Raw genomic sequence first — 20,572 nt, 5'->3', positions numbered from 1 at the left:
GGAAATCAGCTAGATGGTTTCTTCCAGAGGCGCGAGAGACGGTGCCGCCTTCGGGCAGGCAACATCTCTCCGCGCCTCGCGACCCGCAACGCCCTTACTTCGGCGGCCCGAGCCGTTCCATCGGCACTTCCGCGAACATGCGCTGAACCGCCGGGCGCTGGTTGATCTGCTCGATCCAGCGGACCAGGTGCGGCGTGTCGCTGGTGTTGACCAGTTCGGCAAAGCCCTTCTGCATGCCGTTGGCGATGGCGAAGTTGCAGATGTCCGCCAGCGTGTACATGCCCCCCGCCAGCCATTCGTTGTCGGCCAGATGATCGTCCAGCCGCCGCACCGAAACCGCGATCTTGCGCATTTCCTCGTCGAGCAGGTCCTGCGGGAAGCCTTCGCGCGCGCGGCGCCATTTGACCTGTTGTTCGGGGACCGGAATCTTCTTCAGATGTTCCTCGAACTCGGCATCGGACAGGCGCTGCGCCATGTGGCTGACGCCGCGATGCCAGCCGATCGTGGACACGCACCAGCAGAAGTATTCGTCCACCCACTTGGTCCAGACGCGCATCTCAGCCTTGCCGAAACTGTCGGCGGGCCGCAGCGCGACCTCGGTCGGGTACTCGTCTTCCAGATATTCGCAGATCACCGTGGATTCGGTGACGATCCGGCCCTCGTCCACCAGCGCCGGCACCTGCCCGCGCGGGTTGATCGCCTTGAACCAGTCCGAATGGTGCTCGAACGTAGCCGGGTTCAGGCGGTGGCCTTCGAACGGCAGGCCCTTTTCGTAAAGCGTCAGCAGGGGGCTTGAGCGAATTGGCGCCAGGGCCGAAACTGTAGAGCTTGAGCATGGGTGCGGTTGTCCTCTCCTTATCGACGCACCCTACAAATTGTATGTAACACTAACAATACCCGGTACGCAAAAAGCCGGATGGAGAAAGGACCATGAGCTACACCGGACGGTGCGCCTGCGGCGCGGTCACGCTCGAAATCGCCGGAGAACCGGTGGCCACACGCCAGTGCTGGTGCCGCCAGTGCCAGCGGCTTGCCGCCGGCGGCCCCACGCACAACGCCATCTTCCAGGGGGATGACGTGACCGTATCGGGCGCGCTGGCCTCGTCCGACTGGCGGTCGGCCAGCGGCAACACGCTGACCTTCTCGTTCTGCCCGTCCTGCGGCACGCAGGTCTATGGCCAAAGCTCGGCGCGGATGCACCTGAAGACAGTGCGCTTCGGCGTGCTCGACCAGCCGCACGGCCTGCGCCCGGACATGGTGATCTGGACGGACGATGCGCCCGACTGGGCGCAGATCGATCCCGCGCTGGAGCAATGGCCGCAGCAACCGCCGGCTCCGGCCGCCGCCCCCAATCCTCCCACCAAGGCCTGACACCATGTTCTTCAACTTTGTCGACGAACTGCGCGCGGCCGGGATTCCGGCCAGCTTCAAGGAGCACCTCGTGCTGCTGGAAGCGCTGGAAAAGGACGTGATCGAGCAGACGCCCGAAGCGTTCTACTTCCTTTCGCGCGCCACGTTCGTGAAGGACGAGGGTCTGCTCGACCGGTTCGACCAGGTCTTCAACAAGGTCTTCAAGGGGCTGCTGACCGATTATGGCCAGCGCCCGGTCGACATTCCCGAAGACTGGCTGAAGGCCGTGGCCGAGAAGTTCCTCTCGCCCGAGGAGATGGAGAAGATCAAATCCCTCGGATCGTGGGAAGAGATCATGGACACGCTGAAGAAGCGGCTGGAGGAACAGGAGAAACGCCACCAGGGCGGCAACAAGTGGATCGGCACCGGCGGCACCAGCCCCTTCGGCAATTCGGGATACAATCCCGAAGGTGTGCGCATCGGCGGTGAATCCAAGCACAAGCGTGCGCTGAAAGTGTGGGAAAAGCGCGAGTTCCAGAACCTGGACAGCACCCGGGAACTGGGCACGCGCAACATCAAGGTGGCGCTGCGCCGCCTGCGCCGCTTCGCGCGCGAGGGCAATGCCGACGAACTGGACCTCGAAGGCACGATCGAAGGCACCGCCAAGCAGGGCTGGCTCGACATCCGCATGCGCCCGGAAAAGCGCAATGCGGTGAAGCTGCTGCTGTTCCTGGACGTGGGCGGATCGATGGACCCGTTCATCAAGCTGGTGGAGGAACTGTTCAGCGCGGCCACCGCCGAGTTCAAGAACATGGAGTTCTTCTATTTCCACAACTGCCTGTACGAAGGGGTGTGGAAGGACAACAAGCGCCGGTGGTCGGAACGCACGCAGACCTGGGACATCCTCCACAAGTACGGCCACGACTACAAGGTGATCTTCGTCGGCGACGCGGCGATGAGCCCCTACGAGATCAGCCATCCCGGCGGTTCGGTCGAGCATTTCAACGAGGAAGCGGGCGCGGTGTGGATGCACCGCATGGCGCAGACCTATCCGGCAACGGTGTGGCTGAACCCCGTGCCCGAAAAGCAGTGGAACTATTCGCAATCCACCAAGATGCTGCGCGACCTGGTGGGCGGCTCGATGTATGCGCTGACACTGGAGGGGCTGGACGACGCGATGCGCGAACTGACGCGCAAAAAGCATTGAGGCGGGACCCTAAGCGCGGCGCTTAGGGCCAGTCGCCATCAATAAAGGAAGTAGTGGCGGCGTTCCTCGATCCACCGGGTTTCGTCGGGCGATGCCAGATCATCGAGGTCACCCGGGCGCGAGCGGGGATCGTCCACCCATTCGCGCAGCGAAGGCCCGCCGTTGATCACGTCGATCGCCAGCTTGTCATAGACGTACTCGTACGGAAATTCGCGCCAGAGCGGGTATTCCGGCTGTAGCCGGCGGATGGCCTTGAACGCCAACGCCTGCAACCGCCAGGGGCGGAAGCGATAGTGATGATAGAAGCCTCTTTCGGCGTGGATCATCAAGCCATTGCACAACGTCTTTTCGTGCTTGTGGAACGTCGGCTCGAACCAGCATTCGCGCAGGGCGCAGCCTTCCAGCCATTCGGGCGCCAGCCGCTCCATTTCCGACAGCACCGCGCGGGCGTTGAGGTTGGGCGCGCCGAACAGCACTTCGAGCGGGCGGGTCGTGCCGCGCCCTTCCGACAGCGTGGTGCCTTCGAGCATCACCGTGCCGGCATAGGCGCGCGCCATGTTGAGATTGGGCGCATTCGGGCTGGGGTTCACCCACACGCGGCTGTCGGGCCAGCCAAAGCCGGGCGCCGCCTCGTGCTGCCAGCCTTCCATCTTGATCACGCGGTATTCGACATCCAGCCGGAACTCGTCGATGAACCAGCGCCCCATCTCGCCCAGCGTCAGCCCGTGCCGCATCGGCATGGCCCCGGCGCCGACGAAGCTTTCCCATCCGGGCTGCAGCACCGTTCCTTCAACCGGGCGCCCCACGGGATTGGGCCGGTCCAGCACCCACACTTCCTTGCCCTGCTTCGCCGCCGCGCCCAGCATGTAAAGCAGCGTGGTGACGAAGGTGTAGATCCGGCACCCCAGATCCTGCAGATCGAACAGGAACACGTCGGCGCTGTCCATCATCTCCGGCGTCGGCCGGCGGACCTCGCCATAGAGGCTGAAAACGGGAATGCCGCAATTGGGATCGAGAAAGTCCTCGGTCTCCACCATGTTGTCCTGCTTGTCCCCCTTCAGGCCGTGCTGCGGGCCGAAGGCGGACGTCAGCCGGATGCCGGGGCAGGCCATCAGGGCGTCCAGCGAATGCTCGAGATTCTCGGTCAGCGATGCAGGATGCGCGACAAGGGCGACGCGCTTGCCTTCCAGCGGTGCGCGCAGGTCGGGGTCGGCGAGGAGGCGATCGATACCAAATTTCATGCGGCCCCCGGTGCCGCAACCGACAGCGCGAAGCAAGCGGGATGGTGAAAGTCCGCCTTGCCGGGGGCATGCGCCAGTGCCCAATAGGAGGTCCGCCCCCAGTCCTCGACGATCACGGCGGTAAGCGCGGCCTGCCACGGGCAAGGTGGCAGGCCCGCCACCGGAATCGCGGCATCGAAGATCATCGTGCGTCCGCCCAAGCGCAGGGTGCAGGAGGGATCGCGCGGCATCGGCCGGGCAACCATGCCGCTGCGATAGCCGGAAAGGTCATAGGCCGCCCACCGTTCGGACGGCGACAGGTTCAGTTCGACATAGGAGTCCTCGCCCGGGGTGCGGAGAAACACCTCGAAGCAGGTAGCCTGCCACAAGCCGTCTGCCCGCCCCTTGCCCGCGAACGGCGGCACGATCACTCGCTCGCTGCCGTCGATCCGCCAGCGCACCTGCAACCAGTTCGCGTCATGCCCGATGATCCGCGCCTCGATCCGGCTGACCGCCAGCGGCGGGTGATCGGGGTGCGGCACAAGCTCGAACGTTCCCAAGCGCATTTCTCCGTGCTAGGCGCGCGCTCCTGACAAGAGGCCACCATGACCGCATACAAGTCCACCCTGCTCCGCCTGCTCGACGAGCGTGGCTACATCCACCAGCTTACCGATGCCGCCGCGCTCGATGCGCTGGCGCAGAAGCAGGTCATCCCGGGCTATATCGGCTTCGATCCCACCGCGCCATCGCTGCACGTGGGCAGCATGGTCCAGATCATGTTGCTCCGCCGCTTGCAGCAGGCCGGGCACAAGCCGATCGTGCTGATGGGCGGCGGCACCGGCAAGATCGGTGATCCCAGCTTCAAGGACGAAGCGCGCAAGCTGCTGACGACGGACACGATCGCGGCGAACGTCGCCTCGATCAAGACCGTGTTCGAACGCTTCCTGACCTTCGGCGATGGGCCGAGCGACGCGATCATGGTCGACAACGCGGACTGGCTCGACAAGCTGGAATACATTCCCTTCCTGCGCGAGGTGGGCCAGCATTTCTCAGTCAACCGGATGCTGAGCTTCGATTCGGTGAAGCAGCGGCTGGACCGCGAACAGTCGCTGTCGTTCCTCGAATTCAACTACATGATCCTTCAGGCCTACGATTTCCGCGAACTGTCGCAACGGCATGCCTGCCGGTTGCAGATGGGCGGATCGGACCAGTGGGGCAACATCGTCAACGGCATCGAACTGACCCGCCGCATGGACGGGGTGGAAGTATTCGGCGTCACCACACCACTGCTGACCACGGCCGACGGTTCCAAGATGGGCAAGACGGCGGCGGGGGCCGTGTGGCTGAACGAGGACGCGCTGCCCGCGTGGGACTTCTGGCAATACTGGCGCAACAGCGATGACCGCGATGTCGGCCGGTTCCTGCGCCTGTTCACCGACCTGCCGCTTGACGAGATCGCCCGGCTCGAAGCGCTGGAAGGCAGCGAGATCAACGCTGCCAAGGTGGTCCTCGCCAACGAGATCACCCGGCTGGTCCGTGGCGAGGAAGCGGCCCGCGCCGCCGAAACCACGGCTGCCGCCACGTTCGCGGGCGGCGGGATCGGTCAGGACCTGCCCACGCTCGCCTGCGCCGATGACGCGATCAGCCTGATCGATGCGCTGGTCGGTATCGGTTTTGCGGCGAGCCGTGGCGAGGCAAAACGCCTTATCGCCGGCGGTGGCGCCCGGATTGACGGCGAATCCGTATCCGACGAAGGCTTCCAGATCGTGCTGGCGGGCCAGGAACGGCGGATTTCCGCGGGAAAGAAGAAGCACGGCATCATCCGCCCGGCCTGATCCCTTTACCGCAAACTTTTGAAGCAGGCGGAAAAAGTCCGAAGCAGGTTTAGGGAATATTTGGCATTTCGCAGCTACAGCATCGGCTCCACTTTCCCACGACGAGGAGGAACGATGCCTGGCGGAGCCCAGCTTTCAGTCACCGACCTGCGCCGTGCCACGCGACAGCCGGTGAATCTGCCGGTCATCGGTGAGCATCGTCGCATGGGCGATGTGATGCTGCACATCGTCAACATCTCGTCCAACGGGTTCATGGCTCAGGGAGTCACGGATCTTGGCCGGGGTGAGCGCGTGACCGTGCGGCTTCCGCAGATCGGCCGCATCGAAGCCTTTATCGTGTGGATCAAGGATGATCGGACCGGATTCCAGTTCGAACGCATCATCCGGCCCGAAGATTTCCTGAAAATGATCAAGAGCCTGCAGCCCAACCCGCGTCTGCGCGGCAAAGGCTGATTCCGGGCTGATTCCGGCTCAAGGCGGACAACCGCCCTTGTCGCCACGTTCGTCGATTCAGGGTTGATATATTATATCATTTCATTACGAACGCCCGGAGTTCAAACCCCGGGGTGATTCCTTGCAACGTCAATTTCTGTCCTCCTCCGCCCTCGCGCTTCTTCTTGCCGCATCGCCGGCCCTTGCCGCTCCGCTTGCACAGACGCCCCCCACCCCTCCGGCCGATGGCACGGACGGGCACGTAGACAGCGCCCACCCCACCGGCACGCCCGACGACGCCGGCCACGCGCCGATCGTGGTGACAGGCCGCCTGATCTCCGGTGATCGGGACGTGATCGTTGCGCCGGTCGTGTTGACCGGCGAAGACCTCGCCCGCAATACGCAGCCGCAGATCGGCGCGATGCTCGCCCGGTTGCCCGGCGTTTCCACCAGCGGTTTCGCGCCCGGCGCATCGCGCCCGGTGCTGCGCGGATTCGACGGTCCGCGCGTGCAGGTGCTGACCGATGGCCTGGGCTCGCTCGATGCGTCGTCCGTCTCGGCCGACCACGGCGTCGCGCTGGATACGCTCAACATCGACCGGATCGATGTGCTCCACGGGCCGGAAGTGCTGCTCTATGCCGCCGATCCGGCCGGCGGGGCGGTCAACGCGATCGACAAGCGCATTCCACGCCGCGTGCCCGACAAGCCCGTCGAACTGACCGCGCAGGGGAGCTACGGCACCGCGGCAAACTCGGTCAACGTCGGCGGAGCGATGGACGTTGCCCTGGCGCCGCGCTTCGTCGCGCATCTCGACGCCTCGTACAACCACGCCGATAACCTGCGCATCGGCGGCAACGTGCTTTCGCCGCAGTTGCGCGCCGACACGCTGACCTCGGCGGCGGAGCTGGCAAGCGATGGCGATACCGAAGGCGCAGCTTCGCTGACCCAGCAGGCGAATGCGCGCGGGCGGCTGGCGAACAGCTTCGCGCGCGGTTCCACGCTGGGTGCCGGCGTTGCGTTCATCGACGCCGGGGGCAGCCTGGGCATCTCCGTCTCGCGCCTGACCAGCGATTATGGCATCCCGCCCCGCCCCGAAGCGGGCAGCGGCGATCCGGTGTCGATCTCGCTGCGCCAGACCCGCTACGACATACGCGGCAGCCTCAATCTCAATGGATTCTTCGACAAGCTCGAATTCCGGGGAGCCTATGGCGATTATACCCATGCCGAGATCGAAGGTGGCGTGGCGGGCACGCGCTTCTTCAACAAGAGCATCGAGACGCGTCTGGAACTGGTGCAGGCGCGGCATGGCGGCTGGCGCGGCGAAACCGGCATCCAGTATGGCAGCCGCGACTTGCGCGTGGTGGGCGACGAACGCCTGATCCCGGACAACCTGACCGACCGCTTTGCCGTGTTCACGCGGCAGCAGCTTTCGGTGGGCACCTTCGACCTCGAGGCCAGCGGCCGCTACGAACACACCTCGGTCAAGGCGCGCCCGAATGGGATCACACGCGATTTCAACCAGCTTGCCGCAGGGCTGGGGCTGGCCTGGCATCCCGTGGAAAGCCTTACCATCAGCCTGTCCGGCAGCCATGGCGAACGCGCGCCAAGCGCCGAGGAGCTGTTCATCGACGGCATCCATGATGCCACGCAGTCCTACGAAAGCGGCAATCCGGCCTTTCGCAAGGAACGCAGCAATACCGTGGAGGCGGGCGTGCGCTACCATGCCGATCGCTTTGCGGGTGCGGTCACGGCCTATGCCACCGATTTCAAGGACTTCATCGCCCCTGTTCCCACCGGGGCCGATGTGGAAGGCTTTCCCGTCTATCAGTTCATCCAGGGTGACGCGAAGTTCCGTGGCGTGGAAGCCGAAGGCTCGGTCAAGGCGCTGGACTGGGGCGACCGTTCGGTTTCGCTCGACGGCGGCGTCGACTACGTCCACGCGCAGCTGACCGGCATCGGCCCTGCCCCGCGCATCCCGCCGCTGCGCGTGCGCGGCGGCGCGGAATACAACAGCGACCGGTTCAGCCTGCGTGGCGAGGTGATCCACAACGCCGCGCAAAGCCGCGTGGCCGCCAACGAAAACCCGACATCCGCCTTCACGCTCGTTAACGCCAGCGCCACCTGGCGGCCGATGGGCAAGGATGGCGCGCTTTCGCTGATCCTGTCGGGCGACAACCTGCTCAACGTGGAAGGCCGGCTGGCGACCTCGGAAACGCGCGATTTCGTGCCGATCGCGGGGCGCGACGTACGCGTGACCGTGTCATTGAGAATTTGACCGCTTACGAGATTTGCTTGCTTGGCAAGAGGAAGTCTCGCTGCCATTCCAGCCGCGTGACTTCCTCTCCCGAGACTCCCCGTTCGCCGATCGCCATTCCGGATTACAGGCGCTTCTGGCTGGCGCGCCTGTGTTCGGTCATCGCGACGTCCGGCATGGTCGTGGTGCTGGGCTATCAGCTCTATGACGTGGCGCGCGCGCAATACGGCATGAGCATCGGCCATGCCGCGTTTCAGCTTGGCATTCTCGGCCTCGTCCAGTTCCTGCCGGTGTTTCTGCTGACGCCTGTCGCGGGTGTTCTGGCGGACCGGTTCGATCGGCGCAACGTGGCCGCGCTGGCCAGCCTGATCGACCTGCTGGTCGCCGGTTCGCTCGCGCTGACGACGCAATTGGACCTCCTTTCGCTACCCCTGCTGTTCACGCTGGGCGCGCTGCATGGCACCGCGCGCGTGTTCATCGCCCCGGCGATGGCATCGATCGCGCCGAACATCGTTCCGGCCGACCTCATGCCCAAGGCAATCGCGATCAACGCGCTGGCCATGCAGATCGGATCCGTCACCGGCCCCGCGCTGGGCGGCATCCTGTTCTCGCTGGCGCCAACCGCGCCGTACTGGACCTCCGTTGCCCTGCTGCTGATCGGCGCGTTCTCGCTTTTCCGCATCCGCCCGCTGCCCCCGCCGCCAGGCAATCGCGACCGGCACCCGCTGCGCCAGATTCTGGAGGGACTGACCTATGTGTGGAACGAGCGGTTCCTGCTTGGCTGTGTGACGCTTGATCTGTTCGCGGTCCTGCTGGGCGGCGCGACCGCGCTACTTCCAGTGTTCGCCCGCGACATCCTGTTCGTGGACGGCCATCCGGTTGGCGCGGACGGGCTGGGCCTGATGCGCGCGGCGCCCGCCTTCGGCGCGGCCGCGGTGGCAATCCTGCTGTCGAAATATCCGATCCGGCACAACGTGGGCGTGAAGATGCTGTGGGGCGTGGTCGCCTATGGCCTTGCCACCGCCGCGTTCGGCCTGTCGCGCAACTTCCACCTCTCGCTGGCGCTACTCGCCTGCCTTGGCATGGGCGATATGATCTCGGTGTTCATCCGCAACACGCTGGTCCAGCTCAACACACCCGATGAAGTGCGCGGCCGCGTTTCGGCGATATCGGGCCTTGCGATCTCCGCGTCCAACGAGCTGGGCGAAATGCAGTCGGGCATCGCCGCCGCGCTGCTCGGTGCGACCGGGGCGGTGGTGTTCGGCGGCGCGGGTGCGATCGCGATCACCGCGCTGTGGGCCGTCCTGTTCCCGGAACTCAAAAACGCGCGGACCTTTGCGCCGCAGTATCGTAGATACGATTCTCCCCCTCCGACGGCACACGCCGAGGCGGATCACGTCAAGGAAGGAACCTGAACCATGAAAGCCGACAGCGTTCTCGCCACCATCGGCAATACGCCGCACATTCGCCTTTCGCGGCTGTTCCCGGACCATGAAGTCTGGATCAAGGCCGAGCGCACCAACCCCGGCGGATCGATCAAGGATCGCATCGCGCTGGCGATGATCGAGGATGCGGAACAGCGCGGCGAACTGAAGCCGGGCGGCACGATCATCGAGCCGACGTCGGGCAACACCGGCATCGGCCTGGCGCTGGTGGCGGCGGTGAAGGGCTACAAGCTCGTGCTCGTCATGCCCGAATCGATGTCGATCGAACGCCGGCGGCTGATGCTCGCCTATGGCGCGACGTTCGACCTGACCCCGCGCGAAAAGGGCATGAAGGGCGCGATCGAACGCGCGAACCAGCTGCTTGCCGAAACGCCGGGCGCATGGATTCCGCAGCAGTTCGAAAACCCGGCCAACGTCGCCGTCCACGCCCGCACCACCGCGCAGGAAATCCTGAAGGACTTCGCGGATACGCCGATCGACGTGCTGATCACCGGCGTGGGCACCGGCGGCCACCTGACGGGTTCGGCCGAGGAACTGAAGAAGACCTGGCCCGCGCTGAAGGCCTATGCCGTCGAGCCGGCGCTGTCGCCGGTCATTTCCGGCGGGCAACCGGCGCCTCATCCAATCCAGGGGATCGGCGCGGGCTTCATCCCCGGCAACCTCCACACCCAGTCGATCGACGGCGCGATCCAGGTCGATGCCGGCGACGCCAAGGAATGGGCACGCCGTTCGGCCAGCGTCGAAGGCCTGCTCGTGGGTATCAGCTCGGGCGCGACGCTTGCCGCCATCGCGCAGAAGCTGCCGGACCTTCCCGCCGGCAGCCGCGTGCTGGGCTTCAACTACGATACCGGCGAACGCTATCTTTCCGTTCCCGATTTCCTGCCGGAGTAAGACGATGGCGCTGGAAGGAGTCCACTACCATCACGGTGACACCGTGCTCACCGGCTGGCTTGCCCGGCCGGCGGGGCCGGCGCGCGGAGCGATCGTGCTCTTTCCCACGATCATGAACGTGAACGCACCGATGGAGCGGCGCGCGCAGATGCTGGCGGATGCCGGCTACGTGGCGCTGATCGCGGACTTCTACGGCCAGCCCGTGGCTGACTTCGCGGCTTCGCACGCCCTTGCGGAAACCTTGCGCGCCGATGTGCGGCATTACCGCGACCGCATCGCCGCAGCGGTGGCCACGCTGCGCGCGCACGAGGCCGCCGCCGATCTGCCGGTCGGCGCGATCGGTTTCTGCATGGGCGGACAGGCCGTGCTCGAACTGGCGCGCGACGGGGCAGACCTGGACGTCGTCGTCAGTTTCCACGGCGTCCTGGCGACCGGGCGCCCGGCTCAACCTGGTGACACGATCCGCCCCCGCATCCTGATCTGCCACGGCGACAAGGACCCGCTGGTGCCGCGACCGCAGGTTTTGGCGTTCTGGGAGGAAATGGACGGCGCCCATGCCGACTGGCACTTTCACGCCTACGCCCACGCCAAGCACGGCTTCACCGATCCGGACAGTGACGCGCGTGGAATCCCGGCCATCGGCTATGATGCCAGCGTGGACAGGCAGAGCTGGGCGGCAATGCTCTCGCTGCTATCCGAAGTCTGGGGCGAACGGACCGGCTGAACCCCGGCGCGGCCGATCGTGGCATTAGCACACAGGCCAGCCCCCGCCCCTTCACCACCTCCGCCACTACGGCCGCCTCATCCGCGGCCGCGATGTGTCGTGGGCGTCTATTCTTTTTAATGCGAATGAGTTGCATTACTTAGTCGAGATTGATAACGCGCCCCTCGATCATCGCGAGCCAAACGGGGGACAAGTACAGTGTCGATCAGGGCCAAGGCAGGTTTCACAGTTTCCGTTCTCGCTTTGGCAGGAGGGACGCTATCGCTGCCGCAAACGGCGTCCGCGGAAACCGGTGGTGAACCCGACGACACCCAGATCGTTGTTACGGCCGCGCGCACGATCCTTCCGCCCAATGCCCTGCCCCTGACCGTGGAGGTGATCGACAAGGCTTCTCTGGAACAGCAGATAGCCATATCCGGTTCGGTCACCGATGCTGTCGCCACGCTGATCCCGTCGTTCTCGCCCACGCGCCAGAAGCTCTCCGGGGCGGGCGAAACGCTGCGCGGACGTTCGCCGCTCTATGCCATCAACGGCATTCCCCAATCCACACCGCTGCGCGACGGCAGCCGCGACGGCTTCACCATCGACGGCTTCTTCGTCGACCGGGTGGAAGTAATCTACGGCTCGAACGCGCTGCAGGGCATCGGCGGCACCGGCGGCATCGTCAACCAGGTCACCGTCGGCGCACCCCAGACCGATGGGCTGGGTGGCCGGATGCTGGTGCAGGGAACCAGCGGCGACGGCTTCGAAAGCGATGGCTTCGGCGGCAAGGTCGCGGGGTTGCTGCAATACAAGGCGGGACGTTTCGACGCGACGGTGGGCGCCGCCTACGACAAGCGCGGCGTGTTCTATGACGGAAAGGGACGCCGCACCGGCATCAACCTGACGCAAGGCGAAACGCAGGATTCGCGCACGCTCTCGCTGTTCGGGCGGTTCGGCTACGCCTTGTCCTCGACCGGGCGGATCGATCTGATCGCCAGCCGCTACGAACTGAAGGGCGATGGCGACTACGTGGCCGTGCAGGGCAACCGCGCCACCGGCCTGCCCACCAGCGCCACGCCCGGCACACCCCCCGGCAAGCCTGCCGCCAACCGCACGGAAAGCGTGGCGCTGTCGATCACCGACACGGCGTTGTGGGGCGGCAACTTCGTCAGCCAGGTGTTCTTCAACCGCAGCCGCGACACCTTCGGCGGAGAGCCCACGCCACAGGCAACCTTCCAGGACACGCTGATCGCGCCGGTCGGCACCCTGTTCGACCAATCGCAGAACCGGTCGCGCAAGATCGGCGGCAAAATCAGCTACGAACGGCCGGTGCCCGGCTTCGAGGCGCTGACCGCGATCGTCGGTTTCGATGCCCTGTGGGACAAGACCGAACAGCGCCTGATCGCCACCAACCGCGTCTGGGTGCCGCCGACCGATTTCCGCAGCTTCGCACCGTTCGGCCAGCTCAACCTGAAGCTGCTGGATGGCAAGCTGCGATTTGCGGGGGGCGTCCGCTATGAGGATGTGCGGATCACCATCGACGATTTCACCACGCTCGCCACCTCCAACCGCACGTTCGTGAAAGGCGGCAGCCCGCGCTTTTCCGATGCCTTGCTCAACGGCGGCGTGATCATCGAACCCTGGCCCGGCATCCGCGCCTATGCGAGTTATGCCGAAGGCTTCACCGTCCCCGATGTCGGCCGGGTTACCCGCGCCATCAACAAGCCGGGGATCGCGATCGACACCTATCTAAACATCAGGCCGATCGTGTCCAACAACCGGGAGATCGGGATCGAGGTAAAGCGCGGCCCGCTGGATGGCAGCGTCACCTACTTCTGGTCGACCAGCAAGGAGGGCCAGCTTCTCGTCCAGCGGCCGGACGGGATCTTCGACGTGCAGCGCCAGCGCGTCGAGATCCAGGGGCTGGAGCTGAATCTCGGCGTGCAAATGCCGATCGACGGGCTGAAACTGTCGCTGGGTTACGCGCACCTGATCGGCCGGTCGGACACCAACAACGACGGCAGGGTCGACAGCGATCTGGATGGCGCCAACATCTCGCCCGACCGCCTGAACCTGGCCGCCAGCTACGTGCGCGGCCCGATCAGCGCGCGGGTGCAGACCCAGCTCTATTTCGCCCGCACCTTCAAGGGCCTTGCGCGCGATCCCCGCAACGATTTCGGCGGCTACACCCTGACCGACGCCAGCCTGCGCTATCAGACCGCGATCGGCGGATGGACGCTGAGCGTGCAGAACCTGTTCGACAAGCAGTACATCGACTACGCCAGCGATACCACGCGCCCGACCGACAACTTCTTTTATTTCGCGGGACGCGGCCGTGCCTTCACGCTGGGCTGGGACTACCGGTTCTGATGCGATGAAGTGGCTCGATCTGCTCCACCGCTGGACCGGTGGCCTGCTTGGCCTGGTGCTGGCCGTGCTGGGTCTGTCGGGCGCGATCCTGGTCCACAAGGAGGACTGGATCGCCCTGCCCCACGCCGGCGATGCGCTGGTGAGCGATCCCGCCCGGATCGCGCTGGCAACCGGACGGCTGCTGCCCGCCCCGCGCGGAGAAGCGCTGATCTACGCCAGCGAACGGTTCGGGCTGATACAGTTGCGCGGCCCCGGCGATGCCGGCGCCTATGCCGATCAATCGGGGCACATCGTTACCCGCTGGGACAGCCAGTGGCAGCGGCCCGAACTCTGGCTGTTCGACCTGCACCACCACTTGTTCTCCGGGGACGCCGGGGAAACCGTGATCGGCATCGCGGGGCTGGCCGGCGTGTTCTTCGTCGTCTCGGGCACGATCCTGTGGTGGCGGACACGCCGGACGTTTCGCTGGCGGCTGCTGCCTTCGCGCCTATCGCGCGCCGCCATCCTGTGGCATCACCGCGATCTGGGCATCGTGATCGCGCCATTGCTGCTGCTGGCGACGCTGACGGGAACGATGATGGTGTTCCGGCCCGTCGCCGGACTGGTACTCTGGCCCTTCTCCCCGCCCTCCGCGATCGAGGCTTCCCTGAAGCCGCCCAAACTCGCCAGCGGCCCTCTCGCCGCGCGGCCGGACTGGCGCGCAATGATCGAACAGGCGCAAGCGCGGTTTCCCGACGCGCGCCTGCGCATCCTTTCCCTGCCCCGCAAACCGGGCGATCCCATCGCGATCCGCATGAAACGGGCGGACGAATGGCTGCCCAACGGCCGGTCAATGGTATGGTTCGACGCCGCGACGGGCCGTATGCTGGGCGCGCGCGATGCGCTGGACCTGCCCGCCGGCGCACGGATGTTCAACCAGGTGTATCCGCTCCACGCCGCCAAGGTCGGCGGCCTTGCCTACCGGCTGGTCATGACCCTGGTGGGGCTCGGCCTGGCGCTGCTGGGCAGTCTGGCGGTGTGGACGTTCTGGTTCCGGCGACGGGTGCGCTAGGCATCCATGCGCAGCGGCACGCCGGTCAGCCCCTGCAAGGCATCGAGCGTGAGCCCGTCGATCATCTCCACGACCGAGGCCCCTTCCGGCCCCACATCGAACACGGCATGGTCGGTATAGATGCGCGATACGCAGGCGAGGCCGGTGAGCGGATAGCTGCACGCCTCGACCAGCTTGCTCTGCCCCTCGCGCGTCAGCAGGTCCATCATCACGAACGTGCGCTTGGCGCCGATGGCGAGATCCATCGCCCCGCCCACCGCCGGAATCGCTCCCGGCGCGCCGGTGTGCCAGTTGGCGAGATCGCCGTGAACCGAGACCTGGAACGCGCCCAGCACGCAGATGTCGATATGTCCGCCGCGCATCATCGCGAAGCTGTCGGCATGGTGGAAGAACGCGCCGCCCGCCAGCAGCGTGACCGGCTGCTTGCCCGCGTTGATCAGTTCCGGGTCCTCGTCCCCGGCCGCGGGCGCCGGCCCCATGCCAAGCAACCCGTTCTCGCTCTGGAGGATCACCTCCCGATCGACCGGCAGGAAATCGGCCACGCGGGTCGGCAGGCCGATACCAAGATTGACGTAGGCCCCTTCGGGAATGTCGCGGGCCACCCGTGCGGCCATCGCATCGCGGTCGAGACGCTTCATGCTTGCTTCCTTCCGTTCAAGCCGCGCGCGCGACAGAGGCCCCAAGCGCGACGACGCGCTGGACGAAAATCCCCGGCGTCACCACCGTTTCCGGGTCCAGCGATCCCAGCGGCACCATCTCGTCGACCTGGACGATCGCGGTGCGCGCCGCCATCGCCATGATCGGGCCGAAGTTGCGCGCGGTCTTGCGATAGACGAGGTTGCCCCAGCGATCGGCCCGGTGCGCCTTGATCAGCGCGAAATCGGCGTGGATCGGATATTCCAGCACATAATCGCGCCCGTCGATCCGGCGCGTTTCCTTGCCTTCGGCCAGCAGCGTGCCATAGCCGGTGGGCGTGAAGATCGCGCCCAGCCCCGCCCCGGCCGCCTGGATCCGCGCGGCAAGGTTGCCTTGCGGCACCAGTTCCAGCTCGATTTCCCCGGCGCGGTAACGCGCGTCGAAATGGTGCGAGTCCGACTGACGCGGGAACGAACAGATGATCTTGCGCACCCGCCCGGCCTTGATCAGCGCGGCCACCCCGGTTTCGCCATTGCCGGCGTTGTTGTTGATGATGGTAAGGTCGCCCACGCCACGATCGATCAGCGCTTCGATCAGTTCGTCCGGCATGCCGGCCGTACCGAAGCCGCCGATCATCACCGACGCGCCATCGCCGATATCGGCCACTGCCGCGCGCACCGAAGCCACCGACTTGTCGATCACCGCCATTCTCCCGCAGCGCGCGTGCACCGGCACGGCATGGGCCGCACTTCGTGCCCTGTGATGGCTTGAGTCAACCGATAAACGGTATATTGTACGATTATCGTTTACAAATCGGGAGCAGCCGCGTGGAAACGCCGCAGGAGAACGATCCGGATTTCATGATGTCGCTGGCGCGTGGACTGGCGGTGCTGCGCTGCTTCGCTGACGAACAGCGACCGATGACCATCGCCCAGGCGAGTCGCCTGACCGGGCTGAGCCGCCCGGCGGTTCGGCGCTGCCTGCACACGCTGGTCCACCTGGGTTATGCCGCGCGCGACGAAAGCCGCTACACGCTCCGCCCCAAGGCACTGGCTCTGGGCTATGCCTATCTATCGTCCAACACGCTGGCCCAGCGCGCGCAGCCCCTGCTCGACCGGTTGCGCGACGACATCCACGAATCCTGTTCGCTGGGCGTGCTGGAGGAAGGCGAAGTCTATTACGTCGCTCGCGCCGAAGCGAGCCGCATCATGTCGATCTCGCTGCGCGTGGGCAGCCGTTTGCCGCTCTATGCCACCTCGATGGGCCGCGTCCTGCTCTCCGCCCTGCCCCGCGCGGAACAGGAGGCCTATCTGCGCACGTCCGCGATCGCCCCATTGACCGGCCGCACCCAAACCGATCCGGCCACGCTGCTGGAGATTTTCCGCAACGTCGCGGAACAGGAATATGCCATCGTCGATCAGGAACTGGAGCCGGGGCTGCGCTCGATCGCGGTTCCGGTGCGCAACCGTTCGGGCGTCACTATCGCCGCGCTCAACATCGGCACCCAGGCCGCGCGCGTTTCCATGGCCGATCTGCGCGCACGCCTGCTGCCCGCCCTGCGCCGCGTCGCCCGGGACATTGGCGCGAGCTAGGCGAAGCATCCGAAATACGAACCGGCGGGAACGGAAACTTGGCGGAGAGGGTGTCAGGCGAGAGATGGCTATTCAGACTAGGAAATGTGCGGTTTTCTCTGACGATCATTTTTCAGAGGCCCCCATATTGGCCCCCGGCCCATCAGGGCTTGAGCACCTTGTATGCCAGATCAACAAGCGCGGCTTGAGTTTCCTCGCTTTCGGCTTCGTACAAGGCCAACTCGATCAGTCCCGCAACCCGCAAGGTTTCATCGCGACGGGCTTGTGTGATCCGCTGGTACATTTGGAATAGCTTCTCGTGTGAATTGACTTGAGAGCGGTCGCGTTTCGTTTCTGTGGTCATGCTGTTGTTCCCTGTAGGGCGTCATCCGCCCGGTGCTTGGCTTCGACACGGAAGTCGACGTGATTGACCATGCCGTTTTCGTAGTTTTCGGAGATCCATGTCAGCGCCTCTCGTAACCGCGCGATCTCGGCCCGTGCTGCTTCGATATTGTCTTGGAGGGTGTCGATGCGCTCATTTTCTTGCTCAATCATGGCATCGGCGATGCGATAGGCGTCCCCTGCTTCAAATGACCAATCATCACGATTAATGCACAGGTCTCTTTCGATTTTTGTCATACGGCTGATTATGCCGACCAATGCCTGTCCAGCGAACCACTCGCGCTTCGTCAGACTATGTTCTGCGACTTGCAACCCGTTTTCTTCGACAGTCATTGGAAAACTCCTTCTCCAAATTCTGATAGGTCAAGCACGAACCATCGCCCCTCGGTACCGGCGACGACTGACACCGCATCTTCGGGGCCACATTGCTCGCCATTACTGTCGAACATCGTGACCACAGGGTGCACATGTCCGTCGCTATCGATAAAGAGGCGTTGTGCAAGATTGACGGCCTCCCTCATAGCGTATCGTCCTCGTTGGGGTGGCGCTCGCCGGACAGCACGCGGTTGCGCGGCCCGCTCATGGTGCCGAACATCAAGAACAGGCGGCGCTCGCGGGAGTAGCGATAGGACAGGTAGAAAGGGCGCGGACCGATCGGCCAGTCGTCGGCCTGATAGCTGTTGTCGCCGATGCCCTTGAAGTTGCGCCAGGACGCGAGCGACAGTCTCCGGGATCCACGCTGGAACAGGATTGTGTGGAACCTGCCCTCGATGCAGTACCCGTAGAAGGTGAGCCCGCCGGCGGCGAGAACGGCGATGCTGATGGCCGCGACCGTGACGACGCCGATCCAGTGGAACAGGTCGTTCATGGCGCATCCCCGCTTGGGAACAGACGCTCGCGCAGCGCGAAGGCATCCCATAGGGCATTGTGCTGGACAGCCCCGTCCAGCATGGTCGGGTAAGATTCAACGCGCACGATGTCGAACTGCAGGCGCGGGATCGGTGCCATTTCTCCCGGTGCCGTGATGATGGCTTGGCACAGATAGCGCACGTCGTCCGGCCAGTCGGTGATGATATAGGGGACAGACCCGCCCCGACGGGCGAAGAACTCCGCAATCATCTGTGCGCCGCCTGCATGGTTGACCTGATTGAGAGTGCAGCCAGCAGGCACGCACTCCATGATCGGCACGACATTTTCATCGACCCACGGTTCGATGCGGCGAGGCATCGGGTAAACGAGATAGAGGGATTCGCCGTCGCTATCGACGAGCGCTAGCGACATGAGTTCGCCGCCGAATCCGTTGAACTCGGTATCGAGAAAGTAGCGCATCATGCCCTCCCCGCGCGAAACTGCGCGATGCTATCGACGATGAAGCCAATGGCCTCGTGCTCCGGCATCCAGCCGGCTTGCGGATATTCGCCGTACCCCTCCTCGCGGTAGAACACCGGGTTCGAGAAAATCTCGTCGTCGGTACGGGCGACATGGAATTGCCACGCTGCGCCGCGCGCTCGGAAATAGAAGCGGTGCCCATCGACATCGCCCTCTGCCTGCACCGGGCAATTGCCGCCGATCGTGTCCAGCGTCGCGCCGGTGGCATCGAATTCGGCTAAGGCGGCCGGGCCTTCGCGCTGCCACGTCTCCCGCTGCTGATCGAATATCGGGGCGAGGTGCCTGCGCATTCCTTCAAGGAACGGCGCGGTCACTTCCAGCAGGGTGATTTTCTGTTCGGTATGCGTCATCACTTCCGGTCCTTCCGTTCTCGCCGGCTGGCGGGGGCACGCTGCGCCCGGCTCACCCGCGCGCGCCATTCGTCATAGGTCGGGCTTGCGCCGCGGCGTTGGAGCGACCGGCTCACCGCCTGCGGGCTGATCTTGTGCAGGTCGGCGATCTCGCGCAGCGTCCTGCCCTCACGGTACTGGCGCGCCATGATGTCGCCCCGGCTCTCGCCATCGCCGCGCTTGGTCACGCCGAGGCGCTCCGCTCTGCCATTTCCGCGATCCAGCGGTTAATGTCGCTCTCGCGCCAGACCACGGCCGCAGGCCCGAGCCGCACGCGCTTGGGGAATGCCCCCTCGCGCTCGCGTCTCCTGATGGTGCTTTCGGACAGCGTCGTGATCGCGATGACTTCGGGCAGACGCATGTATCGATCGGTCATGACCAGAGTACCTCCTTGACCTTGATGACGTCCTCGATGGGCGTGTCGCACGTCGGCATGCCACGGTTCAGCAGGACGACCACGGCGGCGGCCGTGCGCTCGTCGCAGCAGTCTGCGACGTGCCGCTTGCCGCGCAGAATCTGTTTTGCGCAGGAGGTGTAGGGGTTATGCATTGGCCTCCTCCTCAAACGGGTCGGGGCCGCCTCGGATGTGATCGCGAATGGCGCGATCAAGCGCGTCGCAGTCTGGCAGCGGGGTCCAGAACAGGCGTGACAAGGTTTCATCGTCGGCGTCGTTCCAAGGCCATCCGCCTGTGTCGCCAGTCTTGATCGCCTGGACCTCGTGATGTTCGACGCCGATCTGCACCGTCAATTCAAAGCTCACGGTGCGGCCAAGGTCGAGCGGAGTGCCGACATAGGGCGGTTCATCGATTGGCCAGAGCCACCACAGCACGTTGCCATAGTCCTCGTGCCACTCATGGAGTGGGCGGGGGTTGGAGATATTGACGTCAGGCATCGGCGGCCTCGTTTTCCAGCAGCGTGTGGTAGTTCTTGACCGCCTGCCCCAGCATATTGCTCAAGTCCGAGAGCGTCCGGGTTTCATCGGCTACCCGTTCGGCGTAGATGCTTACCCTGCCGCGTGCGGACCGCACCGCCCAGCGAACAACCTCTGCCCGGTCAGGCGAGAACGTGTTGTCGTACATCAGCCGGCCATCGTGGGTGACGTTCGGGTAGCCAAGCTCCTCGCACGCGCATTCGATGATTGAGTTCTCGTCATAGGTGTAGACGGGGATCGTTGTCGCAAAGACGTCTTCCGCCTGGGCGAGTTCACGGCACTTTTCCGGATCGGCTTCGATCTCCGCCATGTACCGGGCCAGGTCATCATTCTGTGGCCAGCCACGACCGGGGTCATAACGCTTCACGAACTGACCGAACGGGTTAAGCGTGATGATGTCGGGGATGAACGGCGAGCCGATGCAAATCAGGCCGTCCCTGACATGCACCATGTGCCCGATCCGGTAGTGATCCTTGATTGCTTTCCAGCCCAT

At 64.9% G+C, this 20,572-nt stretch carries 27 protein-coding genes; 11 read left to right on the top strand and 16 right to left on the bottom strand.

What is annotated here, in order from left to right; all coding sequences use genetic code 11:
- Nucleotides 1-94 precede the first annotated feature (94 nt).
- Nucleotides 95-742 (bottom strand): glutathione S-transferase family protein, encoded by a 648-nt coding sequence (locus tag F1640_RS18655; RefSeq protein WP_255530610.1) that lies wholly within the window; start codon nt 740-742, stop codon nt 95-97.
- Between the two features lie 188 nt (nt 743-930).
- Here F1640_RS18655 and F1640_RS18650 point away from each other — a divergent pair, with 188 nt between their 5' ends.
- On the top strand, nt 931-1,371 hold the full coding sequence (locus F1640_RS18650) for a GFA family protein (protein ID WP_194920674.1): 441 nt from the start codon (nt 931-933) through the stop codon (nt 1,369-1,371).
- A gap of 4 nt (nt 1,372-1,375) precedes the next feature.
- The gene (locus tag F1640_RS18645; protein WP_194920673.1) at nt 1,376-2,557 is read left to right on the top strand and encodes a VWA domain-containing protein; all 1,182 of its coding nucleotides are present in this window, start codon (nt 1,376-1,378) and stop codon (nt 2,555-2,557) included.
- A 38-nt stretch (nt 2,558-2,595) separates the two neighbouring features.
- On the opposite strand, the gene F1640_RS18640 is transcribed toward F1640_RS18645, so the two are convergent.
- Nucleotides 2,596-3,798: an exo-beta-N-acetylmuramidase NamZ domain-containing protein gene (locus F1640_RS18640; RefSeq protein WP_194920671.1), complete on the bottom strand. Its 1,203-nt coding sequence runs from the start codon at nt 3,796-3,798 to the stop codon at nt 2,596-2,598.
- A complete protein-coding gene (locus F1640_RS18635; protein WP_194920669.1) occupies nt 3,795-4,343 on the bottom strand; it encodes a DOMON-like domain-containing protein in 549 nt (182 codons plus the stop codon). Before F1640_RS18635 ends, F1640_RS18640 begins: the two co-directional genes overlap by 4 nt.
- 39 nt (nt 4,344-4,382) lie before the next feature.
- Between F1640_RS18635 and tyrS the strand changes: the two genes are divergently transcribed.
- The 8 genes from tyrS (at nt 4,383) to F1640_RS18595 (ending at nt 14,761) form a co-directional block, all read left to right on the top strand.
- Nucleotides 4,383-5,612, top strand: a complete 1,230-nt coding sequence (gene tyrS / locus F1640_RS18630; protein ID WP_194920668.1) for a tyrosine--tRNA ligase — start codon at nt 4,383-4,385, stop codon at nt 5,610-5,612.
- A gap of 114 nt (nt 5,613-5,726) precedes the next feature.
- The gene (locus F1640_RS18625; protein WP_124807613.1) at nt 5,727-6,065 is read left to right on the top strand and encodes a PilZ domain-containing protein; all 339 of its coding nucleotides are present in this window, start codon (nt 5,727-5,729) and stop codon (nt 6,063-6,065) included.
- A gap of 121 nt (nt 6,066-6,186) precedes the next feature.
- Nucleotides 6,187-8,319 (top strand): TonB-dependent receptor, encoded by a 2,133-nt coding sequence (locus F1640_RS18620; protein ID WP_255530407.1) that lies wholly within the window; start codon nt 6,187-6,189, stop codon nt 8,317-8,319.
- A 17-nt stretch (nt 8,320-8,336) separates the two neighbouring features.
- Entirely contained in the window at nt 8,337-9,713 is a 1,377-nt protein-coding gene (locus tag F1640_RS18615; protein WP_206694716.1) for an MFS transporter, read from the top strand.
- A 3-nt stretch (nt 9,714-9,716) separates the two neighbouring features.
- Nucleotides 9,717-10,634 (top strand): cysteine synthase A, encoded by a 918-nt coding sequence (gene cysK / locus F1640_RS18610; protein ID WP_194920666.1) that lies wholly within the window; start codon nt 9,717-9,719, stop codon nt 10,632-10,634.
- Nucleotides 10,635-10,638: 4 nt separating this feature from the next.
- Entirely contained in the window at nt 10,639-11,358 is a 720-nt protein-coding gene (locus F1640_RS18605) for a dienelactone hydrolase family protein (RefSeq protein WP_194920665.1), read from the top strand.
- A 198-nt stretch (nt 11,359-11,556) separates the two neighbouring features.
- Nucleotides 11,557-13,710, top strand: coding sequence for a TonB-dependent receptor (locus F1640_RS18600; protein ID WP_194920664.1), 2,154 nt, complete (start codon nt 11,557-11,559; stop codon nt 13,708-13,710).
- A gap of 4 nt (nt 13,711-13,714) precedes the next feature.
- Complete coding sequence (locus tag F1640_RS18595) at nt 13,715-14,761, top strand: PepSY domain-containing protein (protein WP_194920663.1); 1,047 nt, start codon at nt 13,715-13,717, stop codon at nt 14,759-14,761.
- Here F1640_RS18595 and F1640_RS18590 read toward each other — a convergent pair.
- Both F1640_RS18590 and F1640_RS18585 read right to left on the bottom strand, forming a co-directional pair.
- Nucleotides 14,758-15,399, bottom strand: a complete 642-nt coding sequence (locus F1640_RS18590) for a 3-oxoacid CoA-transferase subunit B (protein WP_124807619.1) — start codon at nt 15,397-15,399, stop codon at nt 14,758-14,760. The two genes, F1640_RS18595 and F1640_RS18590, sit on opposite strands and share 4 nt — an antisense overlap.
- A gap of 16 nt (nt 15,400-15,415) precedes the next feature.
- Entirely contained in the window at nt 15,416-16,099 is a 684-nt protein-coding gene (locus F1640_RS18585) for a 3-oxoacid CoA-transferase subunit A (protein ID WP_194920662.1), read from the bottom strand.
- A gap of 125 nt (nt 16,100-16,224) precedes the next feature.
- On the opposite strand from F1640_RS18585, the gene F1640_RS18580 reads away from it, so the two are divergent.
- Nucleotides 16,225-16,989 carry an IclR family transcriptional regulator C-terminal domain-containing protein gene (locus F1640_RS18580; RefSeq protein ID WP_309229299.1) on the top strand — a complete coding sequence of 255 codons (765 nt, stop codon included), beginning with the start codon at nt 16,225-16,227 and terminating at the stop codon, nt 16,987-16,989.
- A 142-nt stretch (nt 16,990-17,131) separates the two neighbouring features.
- Here F1640_RS18580 and F1640_RS18575 read toward each other — a convergent pair whose 3' ends face one another.
- The 11 genes from F1640_RS18575 to F1640_RS18525 are packed head-to-tail and all read right to left on the bottom strand — an operon-like array spanning nt 17,132 to nt 20,572.
- A complete protein-coding gene (locus tag F1640_RS18575; RefSeq protein ID WP_194920661.1) occupies nt 17,132-17,332 on the bottom strand; it encodes a hypothetical protein in 201 nt (66 codons plus the stop codon).
- The gene (locus F1640_RS18570; protein ID WP_194920660.1) at nt 17,329-17,703 is read right to left on the bottom strand and encodes a hypothetical protein; all 375 of its coding nucleotides are present in this window, start codon (nt 17,701-17,703) and stop codon (nt 17,329-17,331) included. The genes F1640_RS18575 and F1640_RS18570 overlap by 4 nt, the downstream gene beginning before the upstream one ends.
- On the bottom strand, nt 17,700-17,891 hold the full coding sequence (locus F1640_RS18565; RefSeq protein ID WP_194920659.1) for a hypothetical protein: 192 nt from the start codon (nt 17,889-17,891) through the stop codon (nt 17,700-17,702). Before F1640_RS18565 ends, F1640_RS18570 begins: the two co-directional genes overlap by 4 nt.
- Entirely contained in the window at nt 17,888-18,238 is a 351-nt protein-coding gene (locus F1640_RS18560) for a hypothetical protein (protein WP_194920658.1), read from the bottom strand. The genes F1640_RS18565 and F1640_RS18560 overlap by 4 nt, the downstream gene beginning before the upstream one ends.
- Nucleotides 18,235-18,702: a hypothetical protein gene (locus F1640_RS18555; protein ID WP_206694714.1), complete on the bottom strand. Its 468-nt coding sequence runs from the start codon at nt 18,700-18,702 to the stop codon at nt 18,235-18,237. The genes F1640_RS18560 and F1640_RS18555 overlap by 4 nt, the downstream gene beginning before the upstream one ends.
- The gene (locus F1640_RS18550; protein ID WP_194920657.1) at nt 18,699-19,109 is read right to left on the bottom strand and encodes a hypothetical protein; all 411 of its coding nucleotides are present in this window, start codon (nt 19,107-19,109) and stop codon (nt 18,699-18,701) included. The genes F1640_RS18555 and F1640_RS18550 overlap by 4 nt, the downstream gene beginning before the upstream one ends.
- Complete coding sequence (locus F1640_RS18545) at nt 19,109-19,336, bottom strand: hypothetical protein (protein ID WP_194920655.1); 228 nt, start codon at nt 19,334-19,336, stop codon at nt 19,109-19,111. The genes F1640_RS18550 and F1640_RS18545 overlap by 1 nt, the downstream gene beginning before the upstream one ends.
- Nucleotides 19,333-19,524: an AlpA family transcriptional regulator gene (locus F1640_RS18540; protein ID WP_194920653.1), complete on the bottom strand. Its 192-nt coding sequence runs from the start codon at nt 19,522-19,524 to the stop codon at nt 19,333-19,335. The genes F1640_RS18545 and F1640_RS18540 overlap by 4 nt, the downstream gene beginning before the upstream one ends.
- Nucleotides 19,521-19,697, bottom strand: a complete 177-nt coding sequence (locus F1640_RS18535; RefSeq protein ID WP_194920644.1) for a hypothetical protein — start codon at nt 19,695-19,697, stop codon at nt 19,521-19,523. The genes F1640_RS18540 and F1640_RS18535 overlap by 4 nt, the downstream gene beginning before the upstream one ends.
- A complete protein-coding gene (locus F1640_RS18530) occupies nt 19,690-20,040 on the bottom strand; it encodes a hypothetical protein (RefSeq protein WP_194920643.1) in 351 nt (116 codons plus the stop codon). Before F1640_RS18530 ends, F1640_RS18535 begins: the two co-directional genes overlap by 8 nt.
- Complete coding sequence (locus tag F1640_RS18525; RefSeq protein WP_194920640.1) at nt 20,033-20,572, bottom strand: hypothetical protein; 540 nt, start codon at nt 20,570-20,572, stop codon at nt 20,033-20,035. Before F1640_RS18525 ends, F1640_RS18530 begins: the two co-directional genes overlap by 8 nt.

Source organism: Novosphingobium sp. NBM11, assembly GCF_015390225.1.
Taxonomy (GTDB): domain Bacteria; phylum Pseudomonadota; class Alphaproteobacteria; order Sphingomonadales; family Sphingomonadaceae; genus Novosphingobium.
Note: the sequence above shows the minus strand (reverse complement) of the source record. Positions and strands in the feature narration are given on the sequence as shown.

Excerpts from the sequence above, each read along its gene's own strand:
- F1640_RS18650 (WP_194920674.1), top strand. The coding sequence starts at position 931 with ATGAGCTACACCGGACGGTGCGCCTGCGGCGCGGTCACGCTCGAAATC.
- F1640_RS18645 (WP_194920673.1), top strand. The coding sequence starts at position 1,376 with ATGTTCTTCAACTTTGTCGACGAACTGCGCGCGGCCGGGATTCCGGCC.
- F1640_RS18640 (WP_194920671.1), bottom strand. The coding sequence starts at position 3,798 with ATGAAATTTGGTATCGATCGCCTCCTCGCCGACCCCGACCTGCGCGCA.
- F1640_RS18635 (WP_194920669.1), bottom strand. The coding sequence starts at position 4,343 with ATGCGCTTGGGAACGTTCGAGCTTGTGCCGCACCCCGATCACCCGCCG.
- tyrS (WP_194920668.1), top strand. The coding sequence starts at position 4,383 with ATGACCGCATACAAGTCCACCCTGCTCCGCCTGCTCGACGAGCGTGGC.
- F1640_RS18625 (WP_124807613.1), top strand. The coding sequence starts at position 5,727 with ATGCCTGGCGGAGCCCAGCTTTCAGTCACCGACCTGCGCCGTGCCACG.
- cysK (WP_194920666.1), top strand. The coding sequence starts at position 9,717 with ATGAAAGCCGACAGCGTTCTCGCCACCATCGGCAATACGCCGCACATT.
- F1640_RS18605 (WP_194920665.1), top strand. The coding sequence starts at position 10,639 with ATGGCGCTGGAAGGAGTCCACTACCATCACGGTGACACCGTGCTCACC.
- F1640_RS18595 (WP_194920663.1), top strand. The coding sequence starts at position 13,715 with ATGAAGTGGCTCGATCTGCTCCACCGCTGGACCGGTGGCCTGCTTGGC.
- F1640_RS18590 (WP_124807619.1), bottom strand. The coding sequence starts at position 15,399 with ATGAAGCGTCTCGACCGCGATGCGATGGCCGCACGGGTGGCCCGCGAC.
- F1640_RS18575 (WP_194920661.1), bottom strand. The coding sequence starts at position 17,332 with ATGACCACAGAAACGAAACGCGACCGCTCTCAAGTCAATTCACACGAG.
- F1640_RS18570 (WP_194920660.1), bottom strand. The coding sequence starts at position 17,703 with ATGACTGTCGAAGAAAACGGGTTGCAAGTCGCAGAACATAGTCTGACG.
- F1640_RS18565 (WP_194920659.1), bottom strand. The coding sequence starts at position 17,891 with ATGAGGGAGGCCGTCAATCTTGCACAACGCCTCTTTATCGATAGCGAC.
- F1640_RS18560 (WP_194920658.1), bottom strand. The coding sequence starts at position 18,238 with ATGAACGACCTGTTCCACTGGATCGGCGTCGTCACGGTCGCGGCCATC.
- F1640_RS18555 (WP_206694714.1), bottom strand. The coding sequence starts at position 18,702 with ATGATGCGCTACTTTCTCGATACCGAGTTCAACGGATTCGGCGGCGAA.
- F1640_RS18550 (WP_194920657.1), bottom strand. The coding sequence starts at position 19,109 with ATGACGCATACCGAACAGAAAATCACCCTGCTGGAAGTGACCGCGCCG.
- F1640_RS18540 (WP_194920653.1), bottom strand. The coding sequence starts at position 19,524 with ATGACCGATCGATACATGCGTCTGCCCGAAGTCATCGCGATCACGACG.
- F1640_RS18535 (WP_194920644.1), bottom strand. The coding sequence starts at position 19,697 with ATGCATAACCCCTACACCTCCTGCGCAAAACAGATTCTGCGCGGCAAG.
- F1640_RS18530 (WP_194920643.1), bottom strand. The coding sequence starts at position 20,040 with ATGCCTGACGTCAATATCTCCAACCCCCGCCCACTCCATGAGTGGCAC.
- F1640_RS18525 (WP_194920640.1), bottom strand. The coding sequence starts at position 20,572 with ATGGGCTGGAAAGCAATCAAGGATCACTACCGGATCGGGCACATGGTG.